20 protein-coding genes, 1 tRNA gene and 1 pseudogene are annotated in these 22,447 nt (G+C 55.7%); 11 read left to right on the top strand and 11 right to left on the bottom strand.

The annotated features are described in order from the left end of the window. Positions 1-67 precede the first annotated feature (67 nt). A complete protein-coding gene (locus tag AC2FI8_RS19845) occupies positions 68-586 on the top strand; it encodes a TRAP transporter small permease (protein ID WP_496769928.1) in 519 nt (172 codons plus the stop codon). Between the two features lie 3 nt (positions 587-589). After that, complete coding sequence (locus AC2FI8_RS19840; RefSeq protein WP_496769930.1) at positions 590-1,861, top strand: TRAP transporter large permease; 1,272 nt, start codon at positions 590-592, stop codon at positions 1,859-1,861. 127 nt (positions 1,862-1,988) lie between these two features. Here AC2FI8_RS19840 and AC2FI8_RS19835 read toward each other — a convergent pair whose 3' ends face one another. From AC2FI8_RS19835 to AC2FI8_RS19825, 3 genes are all read right to left on the bottom strand, one after another. Further along, on the bottom strand, positions 1,989-2,354 hold the full coding sequence (locus tag AC2FI8_RS19835) for a cupin domain-containing protein (RefSeq protein WP_496769932.1): 366 nt from the start codon (positions 2,352-2,354) through the stop codon (positions 1,989-1,991). 73 nt (positions 2,355-2,427) lie between these two features. Then, a complete protein-coding gene (locus tag AC2FI8_RS19830) occupies positions 2,428-3,960 on the bottom strand; it encodes a phospholipase D family protein (protein WP_496780703.1) in 1,533 nt (510 codons plus the stop codon). A gap of 293 nt (positions 3,961-4,253) precedes the next feature. Beyond that, positions 4,254-4,469, bottom strand: coding sequence for a hypothetical protein (locus AC2FI8_RS19825; protein ID WP_496737020.1), 216 nt, complete (start codon positions 4,467-4,469; stop codon positions 4,254-4,256). 241 nt (positions 4,470-4,710) lie between these two features. Here AC2FI8_RS19825 and AC2FI8_RS19820 point away from each other — a divergent pair, with 241 nt between their 5' ends. Then, positions 4,711-5,640 carry an autotransporter domain-containing protein gene (locus AC2FI8_RS19820; protein WP_496769936.1) on the top strand — a complete coding sequence of 310 codons (930 nt, stop codon included), beginning with the start codon at positions 4,711-4,713 and terminating at the stop codon, positions 5,638-5,640. Between the two features lie 67 nt (positions 5,641-5,707). On the opposite strand, the gene AC2FI8_RS19815 is transcribed toward AC2FI8_RS19820, so the two are convergent. After that, positions 5,708-6,724, bottom strand: a complete 1,017-nt coding sequence (locus tag AC2FI8_RS19815) for a Fe(3+) ABC transporter substrate-binding protein (RefSeq protein ID WP_496769938.1) — start codon at positions 6,722-6,724, stop codon at positions 5,708-5,710. 480 nt (positions 6,725-7,204) lie between these two features. Continuing rightward, complete coding sequence (locus tag AC2FI8_RS19810) at positions 7,205-8,104, bottom strand: LysR family transcriptional regulator (protein ID WP_496780702.1); 900 nt, start codon at positions 8,102-8,104, stop codon at positions 7,205-7,207. Positions 8,105-8,261: 157 nt separating this feature from the next. On the opposite strand from AC2FI8_RS19810, the gene AC2FI8_RS19805 reads away from it, so the two are divergent. Both AC2FI8_RS19805 and AC2FI8_RS19800 read left to right on the top strand, forming a co-directional pair. After that, the gene (locus AC2FI8_RS19805; protein WP_496780701.1) at positions 8,262-9,836 is read left to right on the top strand and encodes an arylsulfatase; all 1,575 of its coding nucleotides are present in this window, start codon (positions 8,262-8,264) and stop codon (positions 9,834-9,836) included. Between the two features lie 210 nt (positions 9,837-10,046). Further along, positions 10,047-10,207: pseudogene (locus AC2FI8_RS19800) on the top strand (integrase); the annotation flags it as partial. An 879-nt stretch (positions 10,208-11,086) separates the two neighbouring features. Here AC2FI8_RS19800 and ykgO read toward each other — a convergent pair. Continuing rightward, on the bottom strand, positions 11,087-11,212 hold the full coding sequence (ykgO, locus tag AC2FI8_RS19795; RefSeq protein ID WP_005648635.1) for a type B 50S ribosomal protein L36: 126 nt from the start codon (positions 11,210-11,212) through the stop codon (positions 11,087-11,089). Between the two features lie 93 nt (positions 11,213-11,305). After that, positions 11,306-11,380 (bottom strand) — tRNA-Val (locus AC2FI8_RS19790). Positions 11,381-11,529: 149 nt separating this feature from the next. Between AC2FI8_RS19790 and AC2FI8_RS19785 the strand changes: the two genes are divergently transcribed. Continuing rightward, on the top strand, positions 11,530-12,390 hold the full coding sequence (locus tag AC2FI8_RS19785) for an N-formylglutamate amidohydrolase (protein WP_496780700.1): 861 nt from the start codon (positions 11,530-11,532) through the stop codon (positions 12,388-12,390). A gap of 2 nt (positions 12,391-12,392) precedes the next feature. Here AC2FI8_RS19785 and AC2FI8_RS19780 read toward each other — a convergent pair whose 3' ends face one another. Beyond that, on the bottom strand, positions 12,393-13,646 hold the full coding sequence (locus AC2FI8_RS19780) for a DNA polymerase IV (protein WP_058278559.1): 1,254 nt from the start codon (positions 13,644-13,646) through the stop codon (positions 12,393-12,395). An 88-nt stretch (positions 13,647-13,734) separates the two neighbouring features. On the opposite strand from AC2FI8_RS19780, the gene AC2FI8_RS19775 reads away from it, so the two are divergent. Further along, positions 13,735-14,142 carry an NUDIX domain-containing protein gene (locus AC2FI8_RS19775; protein WP_496780699.1) on the top strand — a complete coding sequence of 136 codons (408 nt, stop codon included), beginning with the start codon at positions 13,735-13,737 and terminating at the stop codon, positions 14,140-14,142. 308 nt (positions 14,143-14,450) lie between these two features. Here the strand turns inward: AC2FI8_RS19775 and pyrF are convergent, their stop codons facing one another. Beyond that, the gene (pyrF, locus tag AC2FI8_RS19770) at positions 14,451-15,170 is read right to left on the bottom strand and encodes an orotidine-5'-phosphate decarboxylase (RefSeq protein ID WP_496769951.1); all 720 of its coding nucleotides are present in this window, start codon (positions 15,168-15,170) and stop codon (positions 14,451-14,453) included. A gap of 148 nt (positions 15,171-15,318) precedes the next feature. Here pyrF and AC2FI8_RS19765 point away from each other — a divergent pair, with 148 nt between their 5' ends. Continuing rightward, a complete protein-coding gene (locus AC2FI8_RS19765) occupies positions 15,319-15,639 on the top strand; it encodes a hypothetical protein (RefSeq protein ID WP_496769952.1) in 321 nt (106 codons plus the stop codon). A gap of 127 nt (positions 15,640-15,766) precedes the next feature. Further along, complete coding sequence (clpB, locus tag AC2FI8_RS19760; protein WP_496780698.1) at positions 15,767-18,385, top strand: ATP-dependent chaperone ClpB; 2,619 nt, start codon at positions 15,767-15,769, stop codon at positions 18,383-18,385. Between the two features lie 63 nt (positions 18,386-18,448). Here the strand turns inward: clpB and AC2FI8_RS19755 are convergent, their stop codons facing one another. Then, entirely contained in the window at positions 18,449-19,375 is a 927-nt protein-coding gene (locus AC2FI8_RS19755) for a class I SAM-dependent methyltransferase (protein WP_496780697.1), read from the bottom strand. Positions 19,376-19,505: 130 nt separating this feature from the next. Next, on the bottom strand, positions 19,506-20,321 hold the full coding sequence (locus AC2FI8_RS19750) for a cyclase family protein (protein ID WP_496727428.1): 816 nt from the start codon (positions 20,319-20,321) through the stop codon (positions 19,506-19,508). Between the two features lie 337 nt (positions 20,322-20,658). Between AC2FI8_RS19750 and msrP the strand changes: the two genes are divergently transcribed. Both msrP and msrQ read left to right on the top strand, forming a co-directional pair. Continuing rightward, positions 20,659-21,561: a protein-methionine-sulfoxide reductase catalytic subunit MsrP gene (gene msrP, locus AC2FI8_RS19745; RefSeq protein WP_496780696.1), complete on the top strand. Its 903-nt coding sequence runs from the start codon at positions 20,659-20,661 to the stop codon at positions 21,559-21,561. 4 nt (positions 21,562-21,565) lie between these two features. Further along, a complete protein-coding gene (gene msrQ / locus AC2FI8_RS19740) occupies positions 21,566-22,180 on the top strand; it encodes a protein-methionine-sulfoxide reductase heme-binding subunit MsrQ (RefSeq protein WP_496780695.1) in 615 nt (204 codons plus the stop codon). Positions 22,181-22,447 lie beyond the last annotated feature (267 nt).

The following is a 22,447-nucleotide window of genomic DNA, read 5'->3' as shown; positions in this document are numbered from 1 at the left end:
CTTCATATTGTCAAAGCAAGCGGACATCCCACGTTCGGTTGCTTCTTCTATTGGCGAGGCACCCCGAATGCTGCAAGCCCTGACCAGAACCGTCGATTGGCTGTCTGAACTCTTTGGTATTGTCGCCGGATGGATGTTCTTCGCCATAGGCATATTTGTGGCTTACGAGGTCTTCATGCGCTACGCGCTCACCAGCCCGACGGTCTGGGTGGATGAGATCGCAAGGATCTTTCAGGTTTGGGCTACCTTTGGCGCGACGGCATATGTTCTAAAGCACCGCCAGCACATCGTCATTGATTTGGCGTTCCGGGATGCGAACACGCTTAGGCGCAGGGTTGTCGAGACGTTTTCGTTGCTTGTTATCGTGTTTTTCGGATGCGTCGCCGCGCGATATGGTTGGGACATCTGGCTGAAATCCACGCTCGCCGGGCACACGACGGACAGCTACCTTGCTGTACCCAAGGCCTATACTCAATCCGCGATCTGGGTTGGGTTTGGTTTGCTGTCGCTTCAGGCTTTGGTGGAAATCTACCGAGTGTGGACGAGTCAGGCGAACCTGCAAAACCATGAACTTGGGGGTCACTGACCCTTGGAAACCATTCTGATCATCGGAGCCCTGCTGGGTTTGCTGCTTTTGCGCGTGCCCGTCGCCTTTTCCATGGGCGCCCTCGGGGTTGTGCTGTTATGGCTGAAAGGGCTCCCATTGATTGCCGTGCCGCAGCGCCTGTTCGGGACGATGGACAGTTTTGAACTTTTGGCCGTGCCTTTGTTCCTGCTCATGTCAAACGTGCTGTTGAAAGGCGGCGTCGGACGGGATCTCTTTGCCGGTGTGCAGGCTTGGGTCGGGCATTGGCCCGGGGGATTGGGCGTCGCTACGATCAAAAGCTGCACGCTTTTTTCGGCGATTTCGGGATCCTCGGTGGCGACGGCAGCCACAATTGGCACCGTCGCCATCCCCGAGATGGAAAAGCGCGGCTATGACCGTCCATTCATCTTGGGACAACTCGCCGCCGGAGGAACCCTGGGCATTCTGATCCCCCCATCGATCCCGCTGATCATCTATGGCGTCATTACCGAGACTTCGATTCCAACGCTTTTCCTTGCCGGAATTGGACCTGGATTGTTCCTTGCAACGCTCTTTATCATCTACGCCATGCTTTATGCGCGCGGCAAAAAGAGCTTAAAAGTCGAGCGCATGCCAATGAAACAACGGCTGCTGGTGACATTAAGTGCGCTTCCGACTGTCGTCTTGGCTATAGCAATCATTGGATCGATCTATGCAGGAATAGCGACGCCATCAGAAAGCGCGGGCATCGGGTTCGTGATCGCGATAGTCATAACATTCGCGATGCGAAGAATGACCTTCGCAAAACTGCGAGAAGCCGTGCACGATTCACTGATAACCACTGTGATGATTTTCATCATCGTCGCAGGGGCTAAGGTTTTTTCTTACGCCATTACTTTGTATCTGATTCCGCAATCGATCAGCAGCTTTCTCACTGAAAACATCTCAAACCCGACGATTTTTATTTTCGCGGTCGGGCTCGTGTTGTTGATTATCGGCTTTTTCCTCGAAGCACTTTCCATGATGCTGATTATGGTTCCGGTGCTTTTCCCTGCGCTTGAAGTCATGGGAATTGATCCGATCTGGTTCGGCATCTTTTTCGTCGTCCTGATCGAGACAGCGCTAATCACTCCGCCGGTCGGATTAAACCTGTTTGTCCTTCAAGCTGTCGGAAAGGCGCGCCTTGAAGAGGTTATTCAAGGGGCCATCCCTTTTGCGTTCATCATGTTAGCGACGGCCGTGCTGTTGTGGTTCTGGCAGGATTTGGCGCTTTGGATTCCTTACAAGCTGTTCTGACGGAACAAGCGGCGCACTCAATTGGTTCTTACAAACTGCCATACCGGGATACAGTCAGGCCGAAACGGTGCCATCCTCCGGTGAAGGTTCCGTCTGGGGTTTCGTATATGGCCTCGGATCGGCGAAGTTACTCAAACTGAATTATGACCGCTTCAAAGTCCTGATCGCTTGTGACCCTGGTGTGGTGACCCTTTCCCACTTTGTCTTCCATGTGCCACACGTCGCCGGGGCCGATGTCACGATAGTTTCCATCACTTGCAGTGACGCGGATTGTGCCTGCAAGGCATATCAGCCTTTGCGCCACCGGGGTCGGATGGATGGGCTCGTTCCAACCGGATCGAAGCCGCAGGAACATTGTCTGTTTGACGCGCTCTGGCTCGGATACCTCGATGGCCTGCGCGGGCGGGGCGAAACTCCGTTCCTCGAGGTTGACGTCAATGTCATCCCAATGGCTTTCGCCAGCAGCATCGGCATAAAGCTTGCAATACTTCACGGTGAACGTCCTTTCGGCTTTTTGCAGCGGTAAACCTAAGAATGATCGGTCGCGTTAGTCGTTACTTGCGGGCCTAAAGCTGTGACCCGATCGGTAAAATACTCAGAAAACCAGAGACGATGTGATCCCAGACCGACCCTGTGGGCTCGGAATTGTATTCCAGTATTTCCCCGTCCGCTCCTCGTGTTCTCCATTTAAGCTGGCCTGCGCGTTCCAACGTCACCTGGTAGGTGTAGGCGGGCAGGGCCGCGTCCAATGCACCCATCGTTTGAACGGCCATCGCGGGAGAGTCGATCAGAATGCCCATTTCGGTATTGATGTTCACAGACCGCGGGTCCCAATTGAATGAGCCAACAAAGAGGTAACGGTCGTCGATGGCAAAAGCCTTGGAATGCAGGCCGGATCGGGATTGTGCCCAGTTGATACCGCGACGCTGAACCTGATAGGCGTCTGGCCGCAATTCATAAAGCTCAACACCACCGCGCAGCAACGCTCTGCGTTTCTTGGCGTAATGGGCATAGACCGGCACGACGTCGTTCGACCCTAAGGAATTGGTCACGACTTTGACGTCCACACCGCGATTTTCCAACTCGGTCATCCATCGGACGCCATTGTTGCGCGGCACGAAATAGGCCGAGATGATATTTACCTCGCTGCTGGCAATTTCAAAATACGGCAGCAATTGCGATGCAAGAATGGGGTCGGACGTTTCAACGCCCGCAGCTTTTGAAGGCGGGTCAGCATACAAACGCGCGGGGACCCAATTCAGCCGCAGCGCGCCGTCGGCAAAATTCTCTTGCGCGGATTTCCTGAGCGCAGCGCCGTACTGGGTCTGTTTTGCTTCCTCCACCAACTCATTCAGCCTTGTGCGCGCATCGTTCAGGTCAAACGATTCCGGTTGTCCAACAACCACGCGTGCGGGAACGGCAAATTCACTGTTCCAATAGGCGTCAAAGCTCTGGGAAACCTCATTCACGACGGGGCCTGCCGCCAGCACGTCCAGATCGGCATAGTTCATTTCTTCCCGGGCCAGGAAATACTCGGCCCCGATGTTGCGCCCCCCGACGATCGTGAAGGTGTTGTCTGCGGTCATGGATTTATTGTGCATCCGGCGATTGATGCGTTTGAAGTCTGTCAGGCCCGCAATCAGCAGGCTTTGATCCCGCCAAAAGGGATTGAAAAGCCGGATCTCGATATTCTCGTGATAGTCCAGCGCTGCGGTCATAGCGTCGTAGCTGGACGTGTCCATGTCATCTAAAAGCAGCCGGACACGAACGCCCCTGTCTGCCGCCTGCAAAAGGCTGGCTGCAAACAGGTGGCCCGTGGGGTCATTGTGCAAAAGGTAGTACTGCGCGTCGATGGTATGCTCGGCCGCAGCGGCCAGCAAAAGCCTTGAAACCAGCGCTTGTTCCCCATCACTGATCAGTTTTACCCCGGACCGCCCATCCTTGGGATCGCCAAGCCGGTTGGCTGCGCGCACCAGGGCGCTGTTTGCGGGGGTCGCAAAGGACGACGAAACAGACTTTTCATAGCTGCGCGTTTTGGGGGCGCATGCAGCAAGAGCCAGCGTACTGCACAGACAAACCACGACGGCCCATGGCTTCATCGACATTCTCCCCCCATTCTATCTCAGGTGACTACGCTTGTAGGGGTGATTGCAAGTTTGTTTCCGTATTCACCGGGTCGTTTCTCAAGCCTGTGTTGTTTGGGCGAAACCCCAAAAGGGCCCGCGCAGGGGTGTTCGCTGACCGCGTCGTTTTAAATTGAAGACGGAGTCTCGGATACTGAGGTTGAAGGGGTGTCGCCGGGTTTTGCAGGTCCGATCGGCCCCCAATTCTGATCATAAAGCACCTAACTGGTTCAAGGCACCTGCGCCGTCCCACAAATGGGTGACGATTTTCAGGTTCGGGGTTTGCGGCTCAGCAACCCGTATTTCATGGCCCAGGATCGGAATGAACGACGTTTGCGTCTTTCCGATTTCACTGCACGCTTGGACTGTGCGCCGCCCTGTCGGTTGAATTCGAACACATCAATCACCTTCTCGGCACAGCCGCAGGCTTCGCCCATGCCAACCTTGGCAAAGTAGAATTTCTCGAAACTATCCCGGTTTTTCATGGCGAGCCTCCTGACGTGATTGAACCCGTTTTGGGGGAAAACTCCAAATCACATTCCGGATGGTTGTTGAAAACGCCACGATGACCGGGTGTTTCCAAAATGCAAGCCATCAGATTTCGTGACCGCGAATTTGTTGTTTTCGTTTTTCGTAAACTAAGACTGGGTTACGGTTCGCTTAACGTCTAGCGCGTCTACAAGGATGCGCTTGCCGGCCGACAACATACGACAGGCGAACCTGCGATTGAAAAGACTTGTTGCGTACACACTGCCATTGTTCTGTGGTTTCGCCGCGTCGACCAACGCGCAAAACCTGGATCCAGACGCCTCGGAAACCGCCGCCCGGGCCGCTCTTGCGGTGCTGAGTATTGCCGCCACACCGAACGAAACACTGTCGTCCCTATCCTTTCTGAGCGCAGCCGGTGACGCGCGAAATCTGCGGTCCACACAGTTGCGCGGCGGGTTCAAACCATTGGACAACGGCCTGTATCTGGAAGGTCAGTTCGCCTATCAGAACTATAATCCGGTGGTGATATTCCCCGAAATCGGGTCTGATACCGAACTGGATGTGAAATGGTCAAGCATCGCCGCGACCCTTGGTGTCGGATGGGAATTTCCGCTCACAAATGATTGGCACATCCGGCCAGCCGCGCATCTGTCCCTTGGCCATGTCACAACGGACGCCGTGTTTTCCGACTTCCCGTTGTTTCCGACCCGCTCGAACGGAGTGGGCGAGGTGGATGGCAATCTGAACGCCTTTGGCTTCGGCGCGTCCCTGAGTCTTTTTCGCGAGGCACAGTTCGGCCGTTGGCACGCAGAATACAAACTGCGCCAAACATTTCTGGAGTTTCACCCGATAGACGAACCCGAGGTTGGGAATGCGCGCGCAAACTCGAATCAGACCACGTTGTTTTCGCGCTATCGCTATCCGCTGGACAAGGTCAAACTACTGGGCAGTCCGTCAAAGCTGGTTTTGGACGGGGGTGTTGTCCTCTATCACGGCGACAGCGCGATGGTGTTGGATACGGATTGGCTCGCGACGGTAGGTGTCGGAATTGAGGTCGATACCACAAAGATCGGGTTGCCCGCCGTCGAGGGCGCGCGCGTCATGCTGAACGGCGTTATCGCGGATTCGTTTTCGGGGTTTTCGGTCGGGTTCGGGGTTCGGTTCTGAACCTGCCACCAAAGGAGAAGGGCGCAGAAAACCTGCGCCCTTCTTACTGCTCTGGTTTTGGCCCAGATTATTTCCAGCCGGCTTCGTTAAAGATCTTTTGCGCTGTCGGCAGGTTTTCGGCGACGTCGGACAGGACGACCTCATCCGCTTTGAACTCACCCAGCGATTTCACCGAGTCCGCAAGCGCGACGCCTTCAACCGCGGGGAATTCGTCATTCCCGGCCGAGAAATATTGCTGGGCGCTGTCGCTTGCCAAATATTCGAGGAAGAGAACGGCATTCTCTTTGTTCGGCGCATTTGCAGCCACACCTGCACCGGACAGGTTCATATGCGCGCCATAGCTGTCCTGGTTCGGGAAGACCCAACCGATTGCATCGATATCGGCCGAGACGCCTTTTACATCTTTGCGGATTGCGCGAGCAAAGTAATAAGTGTTTGAAACCGCGATGTCGCATTCGCCGGATACGATACCCCGCAGCTGATCGGTATCACCGCCCTGTGGTTCGCGGGCCATGTTGGCCACGATGCCTTCGGCCCAGGCCTTTGCTGCTTCGGGGCCTTCATGGGTGATGATCGACGCCAGAAGGGTCTGGTTATAGGTGTTGCTGGACGACCGGATACAGACCTGCCCCTTGTATTCGGGCTTGGCAAGATCGGCATATGTCGCTGGAGGGTTAGCGACGTTTTCCTTGTCGTAGAAAATGATGCGACCACGTTGCGAGAAGCCGAACCATTCATTGTCGCTGTCCTGAAGGTTGTTCGGGATGCGTTCTTCAAGAACGGCGGTTTCGATCGGTTGCAGAATGCCGGCATTCTTGGCCCGTGAAAGGCGCGAGGTGTCGACTGTCAGCAGAATATCCGCGGGCGAGTTCGCGCCTTCGGCTTCCATCCGCGCGATCAGCTCATCGGCTTTGCCTTCGATGCGGTTGATGGTGATGCCAGTGGCCTTTTCGAAATCACTGTACAGGTTTTCGTCGGTGTCATAGTGGCGCGAGGAATAAAGGTTCAACTCACCCTCGGCAGCGGCAGAAGTGGCAATCAGGGCCGACAATGCGGCGGCGAAGCAGGTAGAGGATTTGAGCATCATAACTCCCAACATTGAAATGTGCGGCGTAGTAATCCGACTGAAATTGTCAATTAAACGATTCCCGAGTGGATGCAAGGAAATCTGACAAAATTAGTTGGTCAAATGGTCGCTATTGTCCGGTGGGGGCAAGATGCGGAAAGTACGATGCAGAAAAAGTTGGTGGGTAGGATTGTTAAGGGTCCAATGTGTGAATTGGATTCTACGCTGTGAGTGCACGCCGCACCAAACATGCTGCAACTGCGTAGTTCTTGGTCCCGCCATGCAAGGAAGAAGTCAGCAATTCGGACTGCGTGCCGCGATTTTAGGACCGCGAGTTCACACAGCGCGCAGCATTGCCACCATTGGCCATTTTCAAACAAAAAGCCGCTCTGCGGTGTAATCCGAGACATTGCCAAGCTAACTGAGCTCGCGAAAACGTTTTAGTCGAACCACGATACGTCCCAGTTGGGCGTCTTTTATTGTTCTTCACATCACTGGTCACGCCCGGTGTTTGGCCAGTTCACTCCAACACAATTCAAGAGCAGCCGACGTGTTTTGGGACTTGCGCGCCGCGCAGATGTTCCATGAAAGGCTCTGCTTCATCGAAACAGGTTTGACTTTCTTTGTGCTGATCAGTTCTGAAAAAGTGTCCGGCATCCCTCCTACGATATAGTCTGGCTCTTCCAGTAATCCGGTCAGAAAGTTGTAATCGTCGCATTCGACATTCGGTTGGACATTGACCTTATTGACCGCGTCAGTGTTGCCACCAAGTGACTTTATCAGGGTCGCTCTCCAGTGTTTATGAAGATGCGGTGATGCAAAGGGAAAGTCGAAAACACCTGCCATTGTTTGTGGGCCGCGTTGGTGAATTTCATGATCGGGGTGCGCAACAAACTGAATTTGCCGTTTTTCCATCACCATGATTTCGACATTGTCGGCATCCGGTGTGTAGGTCAGATCGCCCAGAAACACATCGAACTGCCCCGCTTGCAACAAGTCGAGCGGACGCGCGTAGGCGCTCACCAGTATTCTGAATCGAAGGTCGGGCATTACCTGCCGCACAGATCGCAGGACGGGCACGATCAGAGATCTTGTGGTCAGAGGCCCGCAACCGATCAGCAAAGTACCAGGTCCGGCGTCACGCAAACTGGCAACACGCGTCGCATAGCGATCCAGGTCTTGCCGCAGAGCCTTAGCGATGGGCAAAAACTCCTGCCCCGCCCGCGTCAGCGTACTGCTGTTGCGCCTTCGATGAAACAGCACGAGCCCTGCATGGTCCTCGGCTTGCCCGATATAGCGGGAAAACGACGCGTTGGAGACACCCATCACGCGGGCCGCGTGTTGGAAGCTGCCAGTTTCAGCCAAAGTAAGAAAGGCAGTTAATGCGTTTTCATTCATCGTGCGGTCAATATCATCTCAGTTATCGGTTTTTAACTTTCATAATGTGAAATCCTAGTAAAGCTTTGTTGCAGCATTAAAGTTTCGACCGTTATCCCTGATGAACCTTCCGATATTCCCAGCATCGGTATCGCCTTCCACTTCCACAGAGGTCAAAATGTTCAACCTTCGAACCATTGCGTTTTCGGCAACGGTGGCCACAGCTTCGGTCTGTGCTACGCCTGTTTTAGCCGAAACCGACCAACCCAATATCCTTGTCATCATGGCCGACGACGTGGGTTGGGCCAGTCTTGGCAGCTATCATCAGGGGGTTAAAAGCATCAAAACCCCCAATCTCGATCAACTGGCAGCGGATGGCATGCGCCTGACGGATTATTATGCTCAGCCAAGCTGCACGGCGGGGCGTTCGGCTTTTATCACCGGGCAGTTGCCGGTTCGTACCGGGATGCATACCGTCGGCCTACCCGGAGACCCCGAAAAGGGTCTGAGTGATGACGATCCCACCTTGGCCAACATGCTGAAATCCTTGGGTTACACGACCGGCCAATTCGGTAAGAACCATTTGGGCGATATGAACAAGTTTCTGCCAACAGTGAAAGGCTTTGATGAATATTGGGGTTGGCTCTATCACTTGAACGCGATGGAATACACGTCTGATCCGGACTGGCCCAAAGATCAGAAATTCAACGACACTTTTGGTCCTCGGAATATCATCCACGCCTATGCGACAGATACGGTTGATGAAACGGTAGACCCGCGCTGGGGTCTGGTCGGCAAGCAACGCATCATCGACGATGGCCCCGCTCCGCCTGAACGGCAAAAGACGCTGGATGACGAAGTGACGGCCCATACACTGGGCTTCATCAACCGCGCGGTTGAAAGTAACACTCCGTTCTTTGTCTGGATGGCACCAGCGCGTGCGCATGTCTGGACACACCTGAGCCCTGAATACGAAGACATGCTCGGCGATGGGCGTGGATTGCAAGATGTGGTGATGAAGGAACTTGACGACAACGTAGGAAAAGTCATGGCTCGGCTGGAAGAACTGGGCGTTTCCGACAATACGATTGTTGTATTCACGTCCGACAACGGCCCCGAAACCATGACTTGGCCCGACGGGGGAACAACGCCGTTCCACGGCGAAAAGGGCACGACCTGGGAAGGCGGTTTCCGCGTGCCTGCCATTATTCGCTGGCCCGGGAAAGTTCCCGCCGGAACCGTGAGTAATGGCATCTTTGCCGGGCTCGACTGGATGCCAACCCTGGTCGCGGCTGCAGGTGGGCCGGATGACTTGCCGGGTGCTTTGTTAGAGGGTCACGAAGGCTATCAGGTGCATCTTGATGGTTACAATCAGTTGTCGTTCTTGACCGGCGCAAGCGACAGCAGCCGCGAAGAAATCGTGTACTACGAGGGACCGGACCTGCAGGCCGTACGCCACGGTGACTGGAAAGCGCATTTCACAATTCAAACCGAAGGGTGGGCTGGCCCCAAAGAGGAGTTGAATGCTCCGCTTCTATTCAACTTGCGCCGCGATCCCTACGAAAAAGCGGCCGAGGAGTCGGGGATGTACACCCGGTGGATGGGCAACAAAATGTGGGCCTTCGGTCCTGCGGCTAAGATCGTTCAGAACCACCTGTCTACGTTCAAGGACTATCCTCCGCGCGGATCGGACGTAACCAATCAAACTCACGTGGAAGAACAAATCTCAACCGAAGGCGGGATGTCACAGTAAAACAAACAATAGTCGGGAGGCATCCAATTGTGCCTCTCGATCTTCTTAATCGAGTACTTGAAAACACCTGCGCACGTGGGTCCGCTTTGATACCTTGCTCGGGTACTTGTGTATGCCGCAACGGCAAAAAGTCTGGGCTCGACGCCGATGTAGTAGCAATCGTGACATCGATTCGACCGACCCAACCTCGCTCAGCTTTGGATCGGTTCTTACAGCACGCGCTCACTCCGACGGGCGAAAGCCGCGAAAATCTAACGCAAGACCGGAATCCTTCGCGCTGTGCAGCTTTTGCTGGGTCACACGAAAGTCGACAGCCGGGGCGCTACCCAGGCATTGAACTGGAGGGCGCGTTGAGCATCTGGCAACAGTTGGCGAGCGGCTCCGCCAATCCAGAACGGTTCTTTATCTTCTGTGCGTCATTGGGCCGTTTTGAGCCCACTTTGACCGACGCTGCAAGTTGATGGTAGGTCCGCTTTGTGGGAAGTACAAAGAGCTACTGAGCAGAAATAAACTGTCGTTGTTGAAGCGATTCCAAATCGAAGGTTGAGACGATTATACGAAAAGGCACGTTGTAGACAATTGGCAAGAAACACTGGCAATCCACCCAAAGTAAGCACTCCGCGAATTGGTGAGCTTCCGACATGGTGGACAAAGATTATCGGTATTAAGTGCCCGGAATGCGGTCGTCCTCAGCCGCCACGAATGATGGCTTCAACTAATCCCCATCGCGGACTCAATAAAACCGACTTCCACATGTGCGGAAGCTGTGGGAAACTTCTCTATTTAACTGGTAGGCGGCGTGTTCGGCGGTTTTTCCTACTGGTGTTGCCCACATTTATCGGAGTTGCGGTTTTGGGGTTTTCTGTTCTTCGAAACATCGAAGGCCTGAACATCTATCGTGAGGTAAGGGAAGCTTATGAACCAAACTTCTTGGGTTTTCTTTTAATGTGTGCCGCGATTTACATCGCTGTGAGTCTGCTATCGCGATTTGAAAGTGTAGGAGTTGCTGAATCGTCAGAAACGGACGTGGAACAACCGCGATCCACCCGTTAAACTTCGAGTAATCAAAGCAGCGACGCGGACATTTCTGAGTCCGAGAATACCCGTTACTCCAAGACGCTATACACCAATTGCAGGCCTTGGTTCTGGCGCAGCGAATTCACACTTTTTCCGCATAGCAGACATTAACACCGCAAACAAAAAAAGCCGCGCTCGAAAGCGCGGCTTTAAAATTCGGTAGAGTGCAGTTCTTAGCCCTGGCGAGCTTTAAACTTGCGCTGCGTCTTGTTGATCACGTAGACGCGGCCTTTGCGACGCACAACACGGCAATCACGGTGCCGGTTCTTGAGCGAGCGGAGCGAGTTCTTGACCTTCATGGGTCTGTCTCCAATCTGCGGCGCCTTCATCAAGGACGTGGCCAGCGCCTGGGTTTGCGGGTGTCCCGGGTCAGACCCGAAACAGTGAATAGATGGTGGGCGGTACAAGGATCGAACTTGTGACCCCTTCGATGTCAACGAAGTGCTCTACCGCTGAGCTAACCGCCCACTTAACCTTTGCGGTGCCCTGCCCCATAACGAAATGGGGCGCGGAACCCCGCGCCGGTAGCGGGGTCTATAAAAGGAGTCGCAAAGGGGTTCAAGGGGTTTGGTAGAACTATTTTCCGGTCTATGTTCAATGCGAACAAGGAGTCACCATGAAGAACGCTGCTTACGTATTGGATATGCCCGTCAAGCGCACGTCTTGCGTTGTATTTTCTTCTCCTCACAGTGGCCGGAACTACCCCGAAGCGATGCTGAACCGGACGGTTCTGAGCCAGAATGTGATTCGATCTTCGGAAGATGCATTCGTGGATCAGTTGTTTTCCGCAGCGACTGATCATGGTGCGCCCCTGATATCCGCAACAAAATCAAGAGCCTATCTGGATCTTAACCGCAGTGCTGAGGAGCTGGACCCGGCTTTGATCCAGGGCGCGCGCCGCCACGGCCATAACCCGCGTGTCGCTTCGGGGCTGGGCGTGATTCCCAGGGTCGTCGCCAATGGGCGCGCAATCTATCGCGGGAAGCTAACGATGGATGAGGCGCGTTTGCGCATCGACACCTGCTGGCGTCCTTATCATGCGCGTCTCAAGTCGCTGCTGGCCGAATCGCACGCCGCTTTTGGTCAGGCCATTTTGATTGATTGCCATTCGATGCCGCATGAAGCGGTTTCGATGGCCAGTACGACCACGTCCCAGCGCCCGCAGATCGTGTTGGGTGACAGATTTGGCGCTTCGGCTTCGACCGAGATTGTGGACCGGATCGAATCCGCGTTTGCCTCGGCGGGTCTGATCGTGGCGCGCAACGCGCCCTTCGCGGGCGCCTACGTGACACAGACCTATGGGCGGCCCGGGCGCAATCAGCACGCTATCCAGATTGAGATCGACCGCTCTCTGTATATGGATGAGGTCAAAATCGCGCCGAACGGCAATTTCGCAGCGTTTCAGGACGTATTGCGGCAGGTCATACGGGAAATTTCGGGTATTGGCCGCGATCCGTTGCGTCTGGCGGCTGAGTAACCTCAGCGCAAAGCCCGGCCTTTGACAATCGCATCCGTTCCGAATCTGCGCCGGATTTCATCCGTTGCGCGTTCCGCCTGAGACCGCCTTGACGCGTCGGGATCCAAAAGGTCTCCCGAGATGTCCGCCTGATCTTCGGGGCACAGATCGGATATTCCGCAACCCAACAGACGATATGGCCCTTTGTCGCCGACCTGATCGAATAGCCCACGTGCGGTGCGGTAGATGCGGTCCGCGATCTGAGTGGCGTCCCGCAACGAGACACGTCGGGTGATGACCTTGTGGTTTGCTTGTTTGAGTTTCAGGGTTACGACCCGCCCGGCCAGCCCTTTGGCTTTGGCGCGATCCGCAACTTTTTCGGACATGCGCCACAGATGCCCGTCAAGGATGTCCAGGCTGGCTGTATCCTCGAAAAACGTGGTTTCGTTGCTGATCGACTTCATTGGCTCGTGCGAAGACACGCGCCGTTTGTCCTGACCGCGCGCCAGATGCCATAGCCGATAACCCATTGATCCGAACCGGGCTGTCAGTGCCTCCTGATCCCAGCGTAATAAATCCGAGAAGGCGCGGATGCCGGCACGATCCAGCGATTCCTGTGCCGCCGGGCCGATCCCCCAGATCAAGCGCACTGGTTTATCGTATAGAAACTCGGCCGTCTCAGCTTTGCCTATCACTGAAAACCCACGCGGTTTGTCCAGATCCGAGGCGACTTTGGCCAGAAACTTGTTGTGCGACAGACCGATTGAGCCTGTTACGCCCAACTCGTCCTTCATCCGCTTAACCAGTCTTGCCAGCATGGCTGCCGGTGGCGCGCCATGCAGCCGCTGCGTACCGGACAGATCCATGAATGCTTCGTCCAGTGACAGTGGTTCGATCACAGGGGTCAATTCGTCCATCATGGCTCTGATCTGTCGTGACACCTCGGCGTAGACCGACATGCGAGGCTTGATGACCACGGCGTCCGGGCACAGTTGCAAGGCTTTGAACATCGGCATCGCAGAGCGGACACCCCGAATACGCGCCACATAACACGCGGTTGACACAACACCGCGTTTGCCGCCTCCGATGATCACCGGTTTGTCGGCCAGATCGGGATTGTCCCGCTTTTCAACCGAGGCATAGAATGCGTCGCAATCCATATGCGCGATGGACAGGTCGAACAGCTCGGGGTGCGTCTTGATCCGCGGGCTGCCGCAGGAAGGGCAGCGCGCTTCCTGTTCCAGAATCGAAAAGCAGTCGCGGCATAAAGCGGGCATTACATTTACATCTCAGTTTTATGCGCTTTGTCATATCAGGCGTTACTGGCTAAAATTTATCCGGTTGGGCAACAAAGCGAAAGCGCTCATGCAATTCACGGGGGCGAAGGTCGCACTGTTTCTTGGATCGGACCTGTTGGTGATTCAACGGGACGACAAGAAGGACATTCCATTCCCGGGCCATTTCGACTTTCCCGGCGGTGGGCGCGAAGGGTCAGAGACGCCGCTGCAATGCGTCAGGCGCGAAACACTGGAAGAAGTCGGGCTGCACCTCGCCAAGGCTGATTTTGTCTGGTCGCGCATGTATGGGCAAAACTGGTTCTTCGCAGCACACCGGCCACCCAGCGACGTCAACCTGATCAGGTTTGGCGATGAGGGGCAAGGATGGTGTTTGATGTCGCCGGATATTTACCTTGAGAATGCGTTGACGGTGCCGAATTTCGCGATCCGCCTACGTGACTACTTGGCCCAAGGTAGGCCGTCTTTTGACATGTGAGGTTTTCAGAAGAAGACCCCCCGCGATTGGCGGGGGGAGGTGACGGACCTCAGGAAGAGATGGTCCGCGGGGAGTATCACGTCCCCAGAATCGCGCAAATTCCGAGATTTAGATAGGACCCAGGTCACACAACGAAAACTCGCATATTTCATGTGTGTTTTGGGGCACAGGGACGATTTGGCGCGGAATTGGCAAAAAGTGACGTTGGGTCAACTGCTTGAGCCGCAGAAACCGTCAGAAATTGTCTGCGCGGACGCGACCACCCGGCATCAAGCCCTAAAAAATTTTAGCCTGCAATGCGTCGAGAATTAAGCCCTGTTCGGTGCTTTTGCCTGCGGTGAGGACAATTCGGCAAGGATTGCCTCGGCAGCAGCTTTAGGGTCGTCGGCCTGATAGACAGGTCGGCCCACGACGATGTGGTCCACGCCATCTGCGACGGCATTTGCGGGTGTAGCAACTCGTTTCTGATCGCCAAGCGCGGCACCTGCGGGGCGGACGCCCGGGGTCACGATCAGACGACCTTCGGCCTGGGGCAGGGCACGGATTAGCGCGGCTTCTTGCGGGCTGGCGATGACGCCGTCGGCACCAGCCTCAAGCGCGCGTGCAGCGCGTTCGACAACCAGATCCTGAACGTCGCCCTCTTTTAGTAGGCTGGCATCCAGGTCGTCGCGGTTCAGCGAGGTCAAGATGGTAACGGCCAAAATCTTGAGGTCTTTGCCAGCGGCCCCTTCTTTCGCGGCCCGAACCACATGCGGATCACCATGCACCGTCAGGAAATCCAGATCGAATTGCGCCAGCCCGCGAACGGCGTTTTCGACGGTGTTACCGATATCGAACAGCTTCATGTCCAGAAAGATGCGCTTGCCGTGTTCCTGTTTCAGTTCATTGGCCAAAGCCAACCCGCCACCGGTCAGCATCCCCAGCCCGATCTTGTAAAAGGAAACGCTGTCGCCCAGCTGTTCTGCCATTGCCAGACCCTGAAGGGCATTGGGAACATCTAGGGCTACGATCAGGCGATCATCGGACATGGTGCGGGCTCCTTTTTGGCAAACGTCTGCGTCCTAGCGGTTTCGGGCGGCCGTGTCCATGCAGCGCGCGCGTGATCGAGATCACGCAGCTTTGGCCGGACTGTGATATGGTGCCGATCATTCATAAGAATTTCTCGATGGGGGGACTATGAAACAGGTATTTAGTGTTGGGATACTTCTGGCCCTGATGGGATGTCAGGATATGCCATTGGAAAATGAGGCCGCGGATACGGTCATCAAATCCCCGACAAATGACAATTTGCGCCTGGTGGGGGGGTATCGTTCGACCGACGATGATTGCCAATTGACCGGCGAGACGTCTTTTACAGTCAATTTTCTGGATGATGCAGCAGACCTTGTTTCCTGCCCGACGGGCAGCGACGCCGCACAATCGTTGGTGGAAATGTACCCTGCACGCGAGGTCGCGCAGACGGGCGGATACAATGTCTACACCGTACCCCGACGATAAGTCTGAATCTGCGCTCCAGCCTCTTGAACGGGCAAAGATATTTCCCAGATTGAATGTGAGGCCCAGACCGACGCGTGCCGCCAAGCGGGCGCATCACATTCAGGGCGCTTAGGAAAAGGAGAATACTATGGACTTAAACAAGTTCACCGAGCGGGCACGGGGATTCGTGCAGGCATCGCAGACCATTGCGCTGCGTGAGGGGCACCAACGATTGATGCCCGAACACCTTTTGAAAGCATTGATGGATGACGATCAGGGGCTGGCCAGCAACCTGATCACACGCGCGGGCGGCGCGCCGACCCGTGTGGTCGAAGCACTGGACGCCGCGCTATCCAAGATTCCAAAAGTCAGCGGTGATGCGAGCCAGATTTACATGGATGGCCAGACCGCTAAGGTTTTTGCAGAAGCCGAGAAAATTGCGACCAAGGCAGGCGACAGCTTTGTGCCGGTCGAACGCGTTCTGATGGCGCTGTGCATGGTGAAGTCCAAAGCCAAAGAGGCGTTGGAAGCCGGTGCCGTATCTGCGCAAAAGCTGAACGAAGCGATCAACGACATCCGTAAAGGCCGCACCGCTGACACCGCGTCGGCGGAAGAGGGCTATGATGCGCTCAAGAAATACGCGCGCGACCTGACCGAGGCTGCGGCTGAGGGCAAGATCGACCCAATCATTGGGCGGGATGAGGAAATCCGTCGCTCGATGCAGGTTCTGTCGCGCCGGACCAAGAATAACCCGGTTCTGATCGGGGAGCCTGGTGTGGGTAAAACCGCGATTGCCGAGGGTATGGCCCTGCGCATCGTCAACGGTGACGTGCCGGAATCGCTGAAAGACAAGAAGCTGCTCGCGCTCGACATGGGTGCGCTGATTGCCGGTGCGAAATACCGTGGTGAGTTCGAAGAACGCCTCAAGGCCGTTCTGACAGAGGTCACCGAGGCCGCTGGTGAGATCATCCTGTTCATCGACGAGATGCACACGCTGGTTGGTGCCGGGAAATCTGACGGTGCGATGGATGCCGCCAACTTGATCAAGCCCGCGCTTGCGCGGGGTGAGTTGCATTGTATCGGCGCGACCACTTTGGATGAGTATCGCAAATACGTGGAGAAAGATGCAGCCCTTGCCCGCCGGTTCCAGCCTGTTGTTGTGGCTGAACCGACCGTCGAGGACACGATCAGCATCCTGCGCGGCATCAAGGAAAAGTACGAGCTGCACCATGGCGTGCGTATCTCGGACTCGGCGCTGGTGTCGGCCGCGACCTTGTCGCATCGCTATATCACCGACCGTTTCCTGCCCGACAAAGCCATCGACCTTGTCGATGAGGCGGCGTCTCGGTTGCGGATGGAGGTGGATTCCAAGCCCGAAGAACTCGATCAGCTGGATCGTCAGATCCTGCAGATGCAGATCGAGGAAGAAGCGCTGAAGCTTGAGGACGACGCGGCCTCGAAGGATCGCCTGGAAACCTTGCAAAAGGATCTGGCCGATCTGCAGGAGCAATCCGCCGAGATGACCGCCCAATGGCAAGCTGAACGTGACAAGCTGGCTGGCGCGCGTGATCTGAAAGAACAGCTCGACAAGGCGCGCGCTGATCTGGAGATCGCCAAGCGCGAAGGCAATCTGGCGAAAGCCGGTGAGCTGTCCTATGGCGTCATTCCCGAGCTTGAGAAAAAGCTGACCGAGGCCGAAAACGCCGAGAGCAGCCAGATGATGGCCGAGGAAACGGTGCGTCCGGAACAGATCGCTTCGGTGGTTGAACGCTGGACTGGTATCCCGACCTCGAAGATGCTGGAAGGTGAGCGCGAGAAACTGCTGCGGATGGAAGACGATCTGCATTCCCGCGTGATCGGTCAGGATGCGGCGGTCACTGCTGTGGCCAATGCTGTACGTCGTGCGCGTGCGGGCCTGAACGACGAAGGCCGCCCGCTGGGCTCGTTCCTGTTCCTCGGGCCCACGGGTGTAGGTAAGACCGAGCTGACCAAAGCCGTGGCGAACTTCCTGTTCGACGACGACAACGCGATGGTGCGTATCGATATGTCCGAGTTCATGGAGAAACACGCGGTTGCCCGTCTGATCGGTGCCCCTCCGGGCTATGTCGGTTATGACGAAGGTGGTGTGCTGACCGAAGCCGTACGACGCCGGCCCTATCAGGTTGTGCTGTTTGACGAGGTCGAAAAGGCGCACCCGGATGTGTTCAACGTTCTGCTGCAGGTTCTCGATGACGGCGTTCTGACCGACGGTCAGGGCCGCACCGTGGACTTCAAGCAGACGCTGATCATCCTGACGTCGAACCTTGGGTCTCAGGCGCTCAGCCAGTTGCCAGAAGGTGCCGACAGTGCGCAGGCCAAGCGTGACGTGATGGACGCGGTCCGGGCGCATTTCCGGCCTGAGTTCCTGAACCGTCTGGACGAAACGATCATCTTTGATCGCCTAAAGCGGGCCGATATGGATGGTATTGTCGATATCCAGATGGCTCGTCTGCAGAAACGTCTGGCCGCCCGCAAGATCGAGCTGGTCTTGGATGGCGGCGCCAAGGAATGGCTTGCCGACGAGGGCTATGACCCGGTCTTCGGTGCACGCCCGCTGAAACGCGTTATCCAGCGTGCCTTGCAAAACCCGCTGGCCGAGGCTCTGCTTGCCGGTGAGATCAAGGATGGTGAGACCGTCCCTGTGACCGCAGGCTCAGACGGTCTGATTATCGGCGACCGGCTGGGTACGTCAGAGCGGCCCCGTCCGGATGATGCCGTGGTGCATTAAACCAAACAAAGGCCCGCCACACCGGCGGGCCTTCTTTTTTAAGTCACTTCAAAAGCAACTTGTTCAAGTGGGTCGCAGTTGAACAAGTGAGAAAGACGAGGCGTCCAAAGAATCCATAGGGAAATCCATCGTCTCTGGACCCAGGCCCAATTCGCTCAAGTATTTTTCGGTCCCTCTGCGCCCAAATATGTGCTCAAGCACAGAAAACCCTTGTTCAGACGCGTAGGCGCTGACCTCAGTGGGAGAGATGTTGAAACGAAAGGGTTCGCCGACTCCGGCCACCGCATTTCCGATACTGTCGACTTCCTTTTGCGCTTGCGACGCTGCGGCGGTTGACGCGTATGTTGTCAGAAAACGCGTTTCATTTGAACCATTCGACCGGATCATTGTGTAGACATCTGCAACTTCGGGCGGTGCTACATATTCCAGCGAAACCTCAGCAATAAAGACCGTGCCCAGTTCATGGTCGTAACCGAGCGACTGCAACTTATCGAGCGTTGTCTCACGAGAGAAATCAACCGCCGTATATCGAACGTTTGGTGGAACGCCAAAATTTGAACTGATCAAAGACCGCTTGGCTTCGATGGTCTCGGGGCGGTCGACCTCGAAAACCGGAATGTGGCTGTGACTGTTGGACAGCCTCAGACCCAGCGTATCAAGACCTGCGCCAAGTACTACGATCTGACGTGCACCATTCTTGATTGCAGTAAGCGCGCGGCTTTGCATGAATGTCTTGCGCCACAGGACCGACGCGACGAGACGGCGCGCCACTGAACGGTCATCGGCGAACTTGAGCACGGCATCCCAGTCGGTAGCTTGATCCAGGACCTCGGGCCCCTCGGTAGAACCGTTGCGAAACAGCTGCTCGGCAAATGGGTCATAGAATACACGCCGATATGTTGGGTTGCGGTTTACCAAGGCGCAAAAGGCGCAAACCCCAAGAGCGGTGCGGCTTAGGCCGGGAATGGCACTTTGCGGAACATAAAACATGAAAAGCTCGCTTCAATTGTCTGTATGACAACGTAGCCTGAATACCCTACCAATTGGCAGAGTTCAGATTATCCGGTCAAAGTCGCCAGTCTTTTGGAGATAAGGCCCGCCAGCAGGCGGGCCACTTCGTTCAAACCATTGCAAAAATGCGCGCAGGCCCGCCGGTGCCACCGGCATGTTTTGGCGCACCGATCACCAGCGTTGCGCCAGCCGCCGGTACGCGATCCAGTCCCGCGATATTCTCAATCCCGAAACGGCCCGTGGGCAGCCAAGCATAATGGGTGGCGAAGTCGGTCGATATGCCGTGGTCCAGGGACAGCGTGTCGGATGCGATCGAGCGTGCACCGGTCTCTTCGATCAGCATCATTGCGGCTTCGGGGTGGAAACCCGGGTAATGTTGTGCCTGACCGTCGAAACCGCGATACGCGTCGCTGTCAGCTTTGGCGGCCCAACCGGAATACAAGGCCACGCAAGCGCCATCCGGAATGTCTCCGTTGGCAGACATCCATGCCTTCAGGTCATCTGGTGTCAGCAGCGTATCGACATCCTCGGCTGCGCGGGCGGCAATGTCGACAACGCAAAGCGGTGCCACAAGATCGGACACGGGGATTTCGTCCACCGAAGCACCATCCGCTGAAAAGTGCAGCGGCGCGTCGATATGTGTGCCTGTGTGTTCATTGACTGTCAGGCGCTGCAGGTTAAAGCCGTGTTCGCCAAAATTGAAAACCTGTTCGGACGCGTACCCCGGTTCGCCAAAATAGGTTGGGAAATCGGCACTGATCGTATGGGTCATATCCTCGACCTTACCCTCACCAGCGGCGAGGGCGAACGATGCACTGGTGCCAGTTGCGGCAACAGCCACACCAGAGGCAGCGGCAGCTTTGAAGAACCCTCTTCTAGACAGCATACGGTCTTTGACCGCGTTCATCACGCAGATGTCACACATTCGTCTTCTCCCTTTAGTCTTGCCCGACAATCGGGTGGACAGCGGATCTAAGGGCCTGTTGGCCAATCCTGGCAACAAGACTGCAAGTTGCGTGAAGCAGTTGTAAAGATTGAAGGCCTTGGTGTACCGCCTAAATTGGGCGGGATGCGATCAACTTGGCGTGACAGGTATCAACGGTATTGCCGCAATTGGTTCCCGGGGATTGTCATAGGTAATTTGTATTTGATTTGGCGTGAAACGTTACAGTCTCTTCTCCCAATCGTGACGCATGTTGCCTTGGCGGTGTGGTATCAGCGGATTATCTGGAATCTCAGGCTAGCTTACCAAGGAGACTTAAATGGCGCATCGCTGGACCAATACACTGACACATGCCGACGTCACGCCACAGGCGGCGTTCTTGAACCGGCGGCAGGTGATGGCCGGCCTGGCAGGTGTGGGATTGGCGGGGCTAGCCAGACCGGCGGCGGCACAGGAAGTTCTGGAACCCAACACCTGGGAAGAGATCACCTCGTACAATAACTTTTATGAGTTCGGCACTCGCAAGGACGATCCCGCGAAATACGCGCATACTCTGGTGACCGAGCCCTGGAGCGTCACAATCGACGGTTTGGTCGACAAACCGGGTGACTATGATTTCAAAGACATCATGTCCGAGATGACGGTTGAAGAGCGCATCTACAGGTTCCGGTGTGTTGAGGCTTGGTCGATGGTGGTCCCGTGGAACGGGTTTGAACTGGCTGATCTGCTGAATATGGCTGGTGTGCAGGAAGGCGCCAAGTACGTGGCGTTTGAAACAGCAAACCGTCCCGATGAGATGCCGGGCGTTCAATTTCCGATCCTCGAATGGCCCTACCGGGAAGGTTTGCGCCTGGACGAGGCGATGCACCCACTGACTATCATGGCGACTGGCATCTACGACAAACCCATTCCCAACCAGAATGGCGCGCCTCTGCGTCTGGTGGTGCCGTGGAAATACGGTTTCAAGTCTATCAAGTCTATTGTTCGCATCACCGTTTCGGATGTTGAACCGCCCACCAGTTGGAACATGTCCGCTCCGCGCGAATATGGCTTCTATAGTAACGTGAACCCCAACGTGGATCACCCACGCTGGTCACAGGCCTCGGAACGTCAGATTGGCGGCGGTCTCTTTGCCAAGCGTATCCCGACGCTGATGTTCAATGGATACGAAGAAGAGGTCGCCGGACTTTACGACGGTATGGATCTGAAGGAATTCTACTAAGACCATGCAGACGCTGAATCAGATATTGCGCCGCATTCCGGTGTGGCTGGTCTACTTGCTGGGGGCGCTTCCGGCCCCTTGGCTGTTTTACCAGGGGCTGACCGGCGGTCTGGGCGTGGATCCGATTGAGGCATTGGAACACCGGTATGGCGAACTTGCGCTTCAGCTGTTGATCGTCGTGTTGGCAATATCGCCGCTGCGGCGATTCTTTGGGCTGAACCTGCTCAAGTTTCGCCGGGCGCTGGGCGTGCTGACCTTTGCCTATGTCAGCCTGCATCTTTTGGTGTGGCTGGTGCTGGACGTGCAGCTGCCCAGTCAGATTTGGGCGGATATTGTGAAGCGCCCTTATATAACAGTCGGCATGGCAGCGTTTGTCATGATGATCCCGTTGGCGGTGACGTCAAACAATCTGTCGGTACGCAAATTGGGGCCCCGGTGGCGCAGCCTGCAGAGGCTTGTCTTACCTGCGGCGATTCTGGGCGGGCTGCACTATGTTATGCTTGCCAAGGGATTTCAGATCGAACCGCTGGTCTACCTGTCTCTGATCGTTAGCCTGATTCTGCTGCGCATTCCGGTTTCTGGCCTGCTGACTCGGTTTCGCCCGGCCGATTCCGCCTGACTCGGTGTCGAGTCTGTGGGTAACTCTGTCCAAAGCTCCAGATTCGCTGCCGGTTGCTCTGACGACCGCTTTTGTTGGAATGGTTATTATCGTATAACTTATTGGTTTTGAGCAATAAAATGTGATTTTTCGGTTTTTTGCAAGTTTATCGTATTTTCTGCTTGCGGACTTATGCGGTTATACTTAGAACCCCCTTCACCGGCGCTGCTGAGGCGGTGCTGACGGGTCGGAGAGACGGCCGGACGGGTTGGAGAGACAGCCGGACGC

It is taken from the genome of Ruegeria sp. CDSB029 (assembly GCF_059611125.1).
The sequence above is the reverse complement of the archived record's forward strand: the minus strand, read 5'-3'. Positions and strand labels throughout refer to the sequence as shown.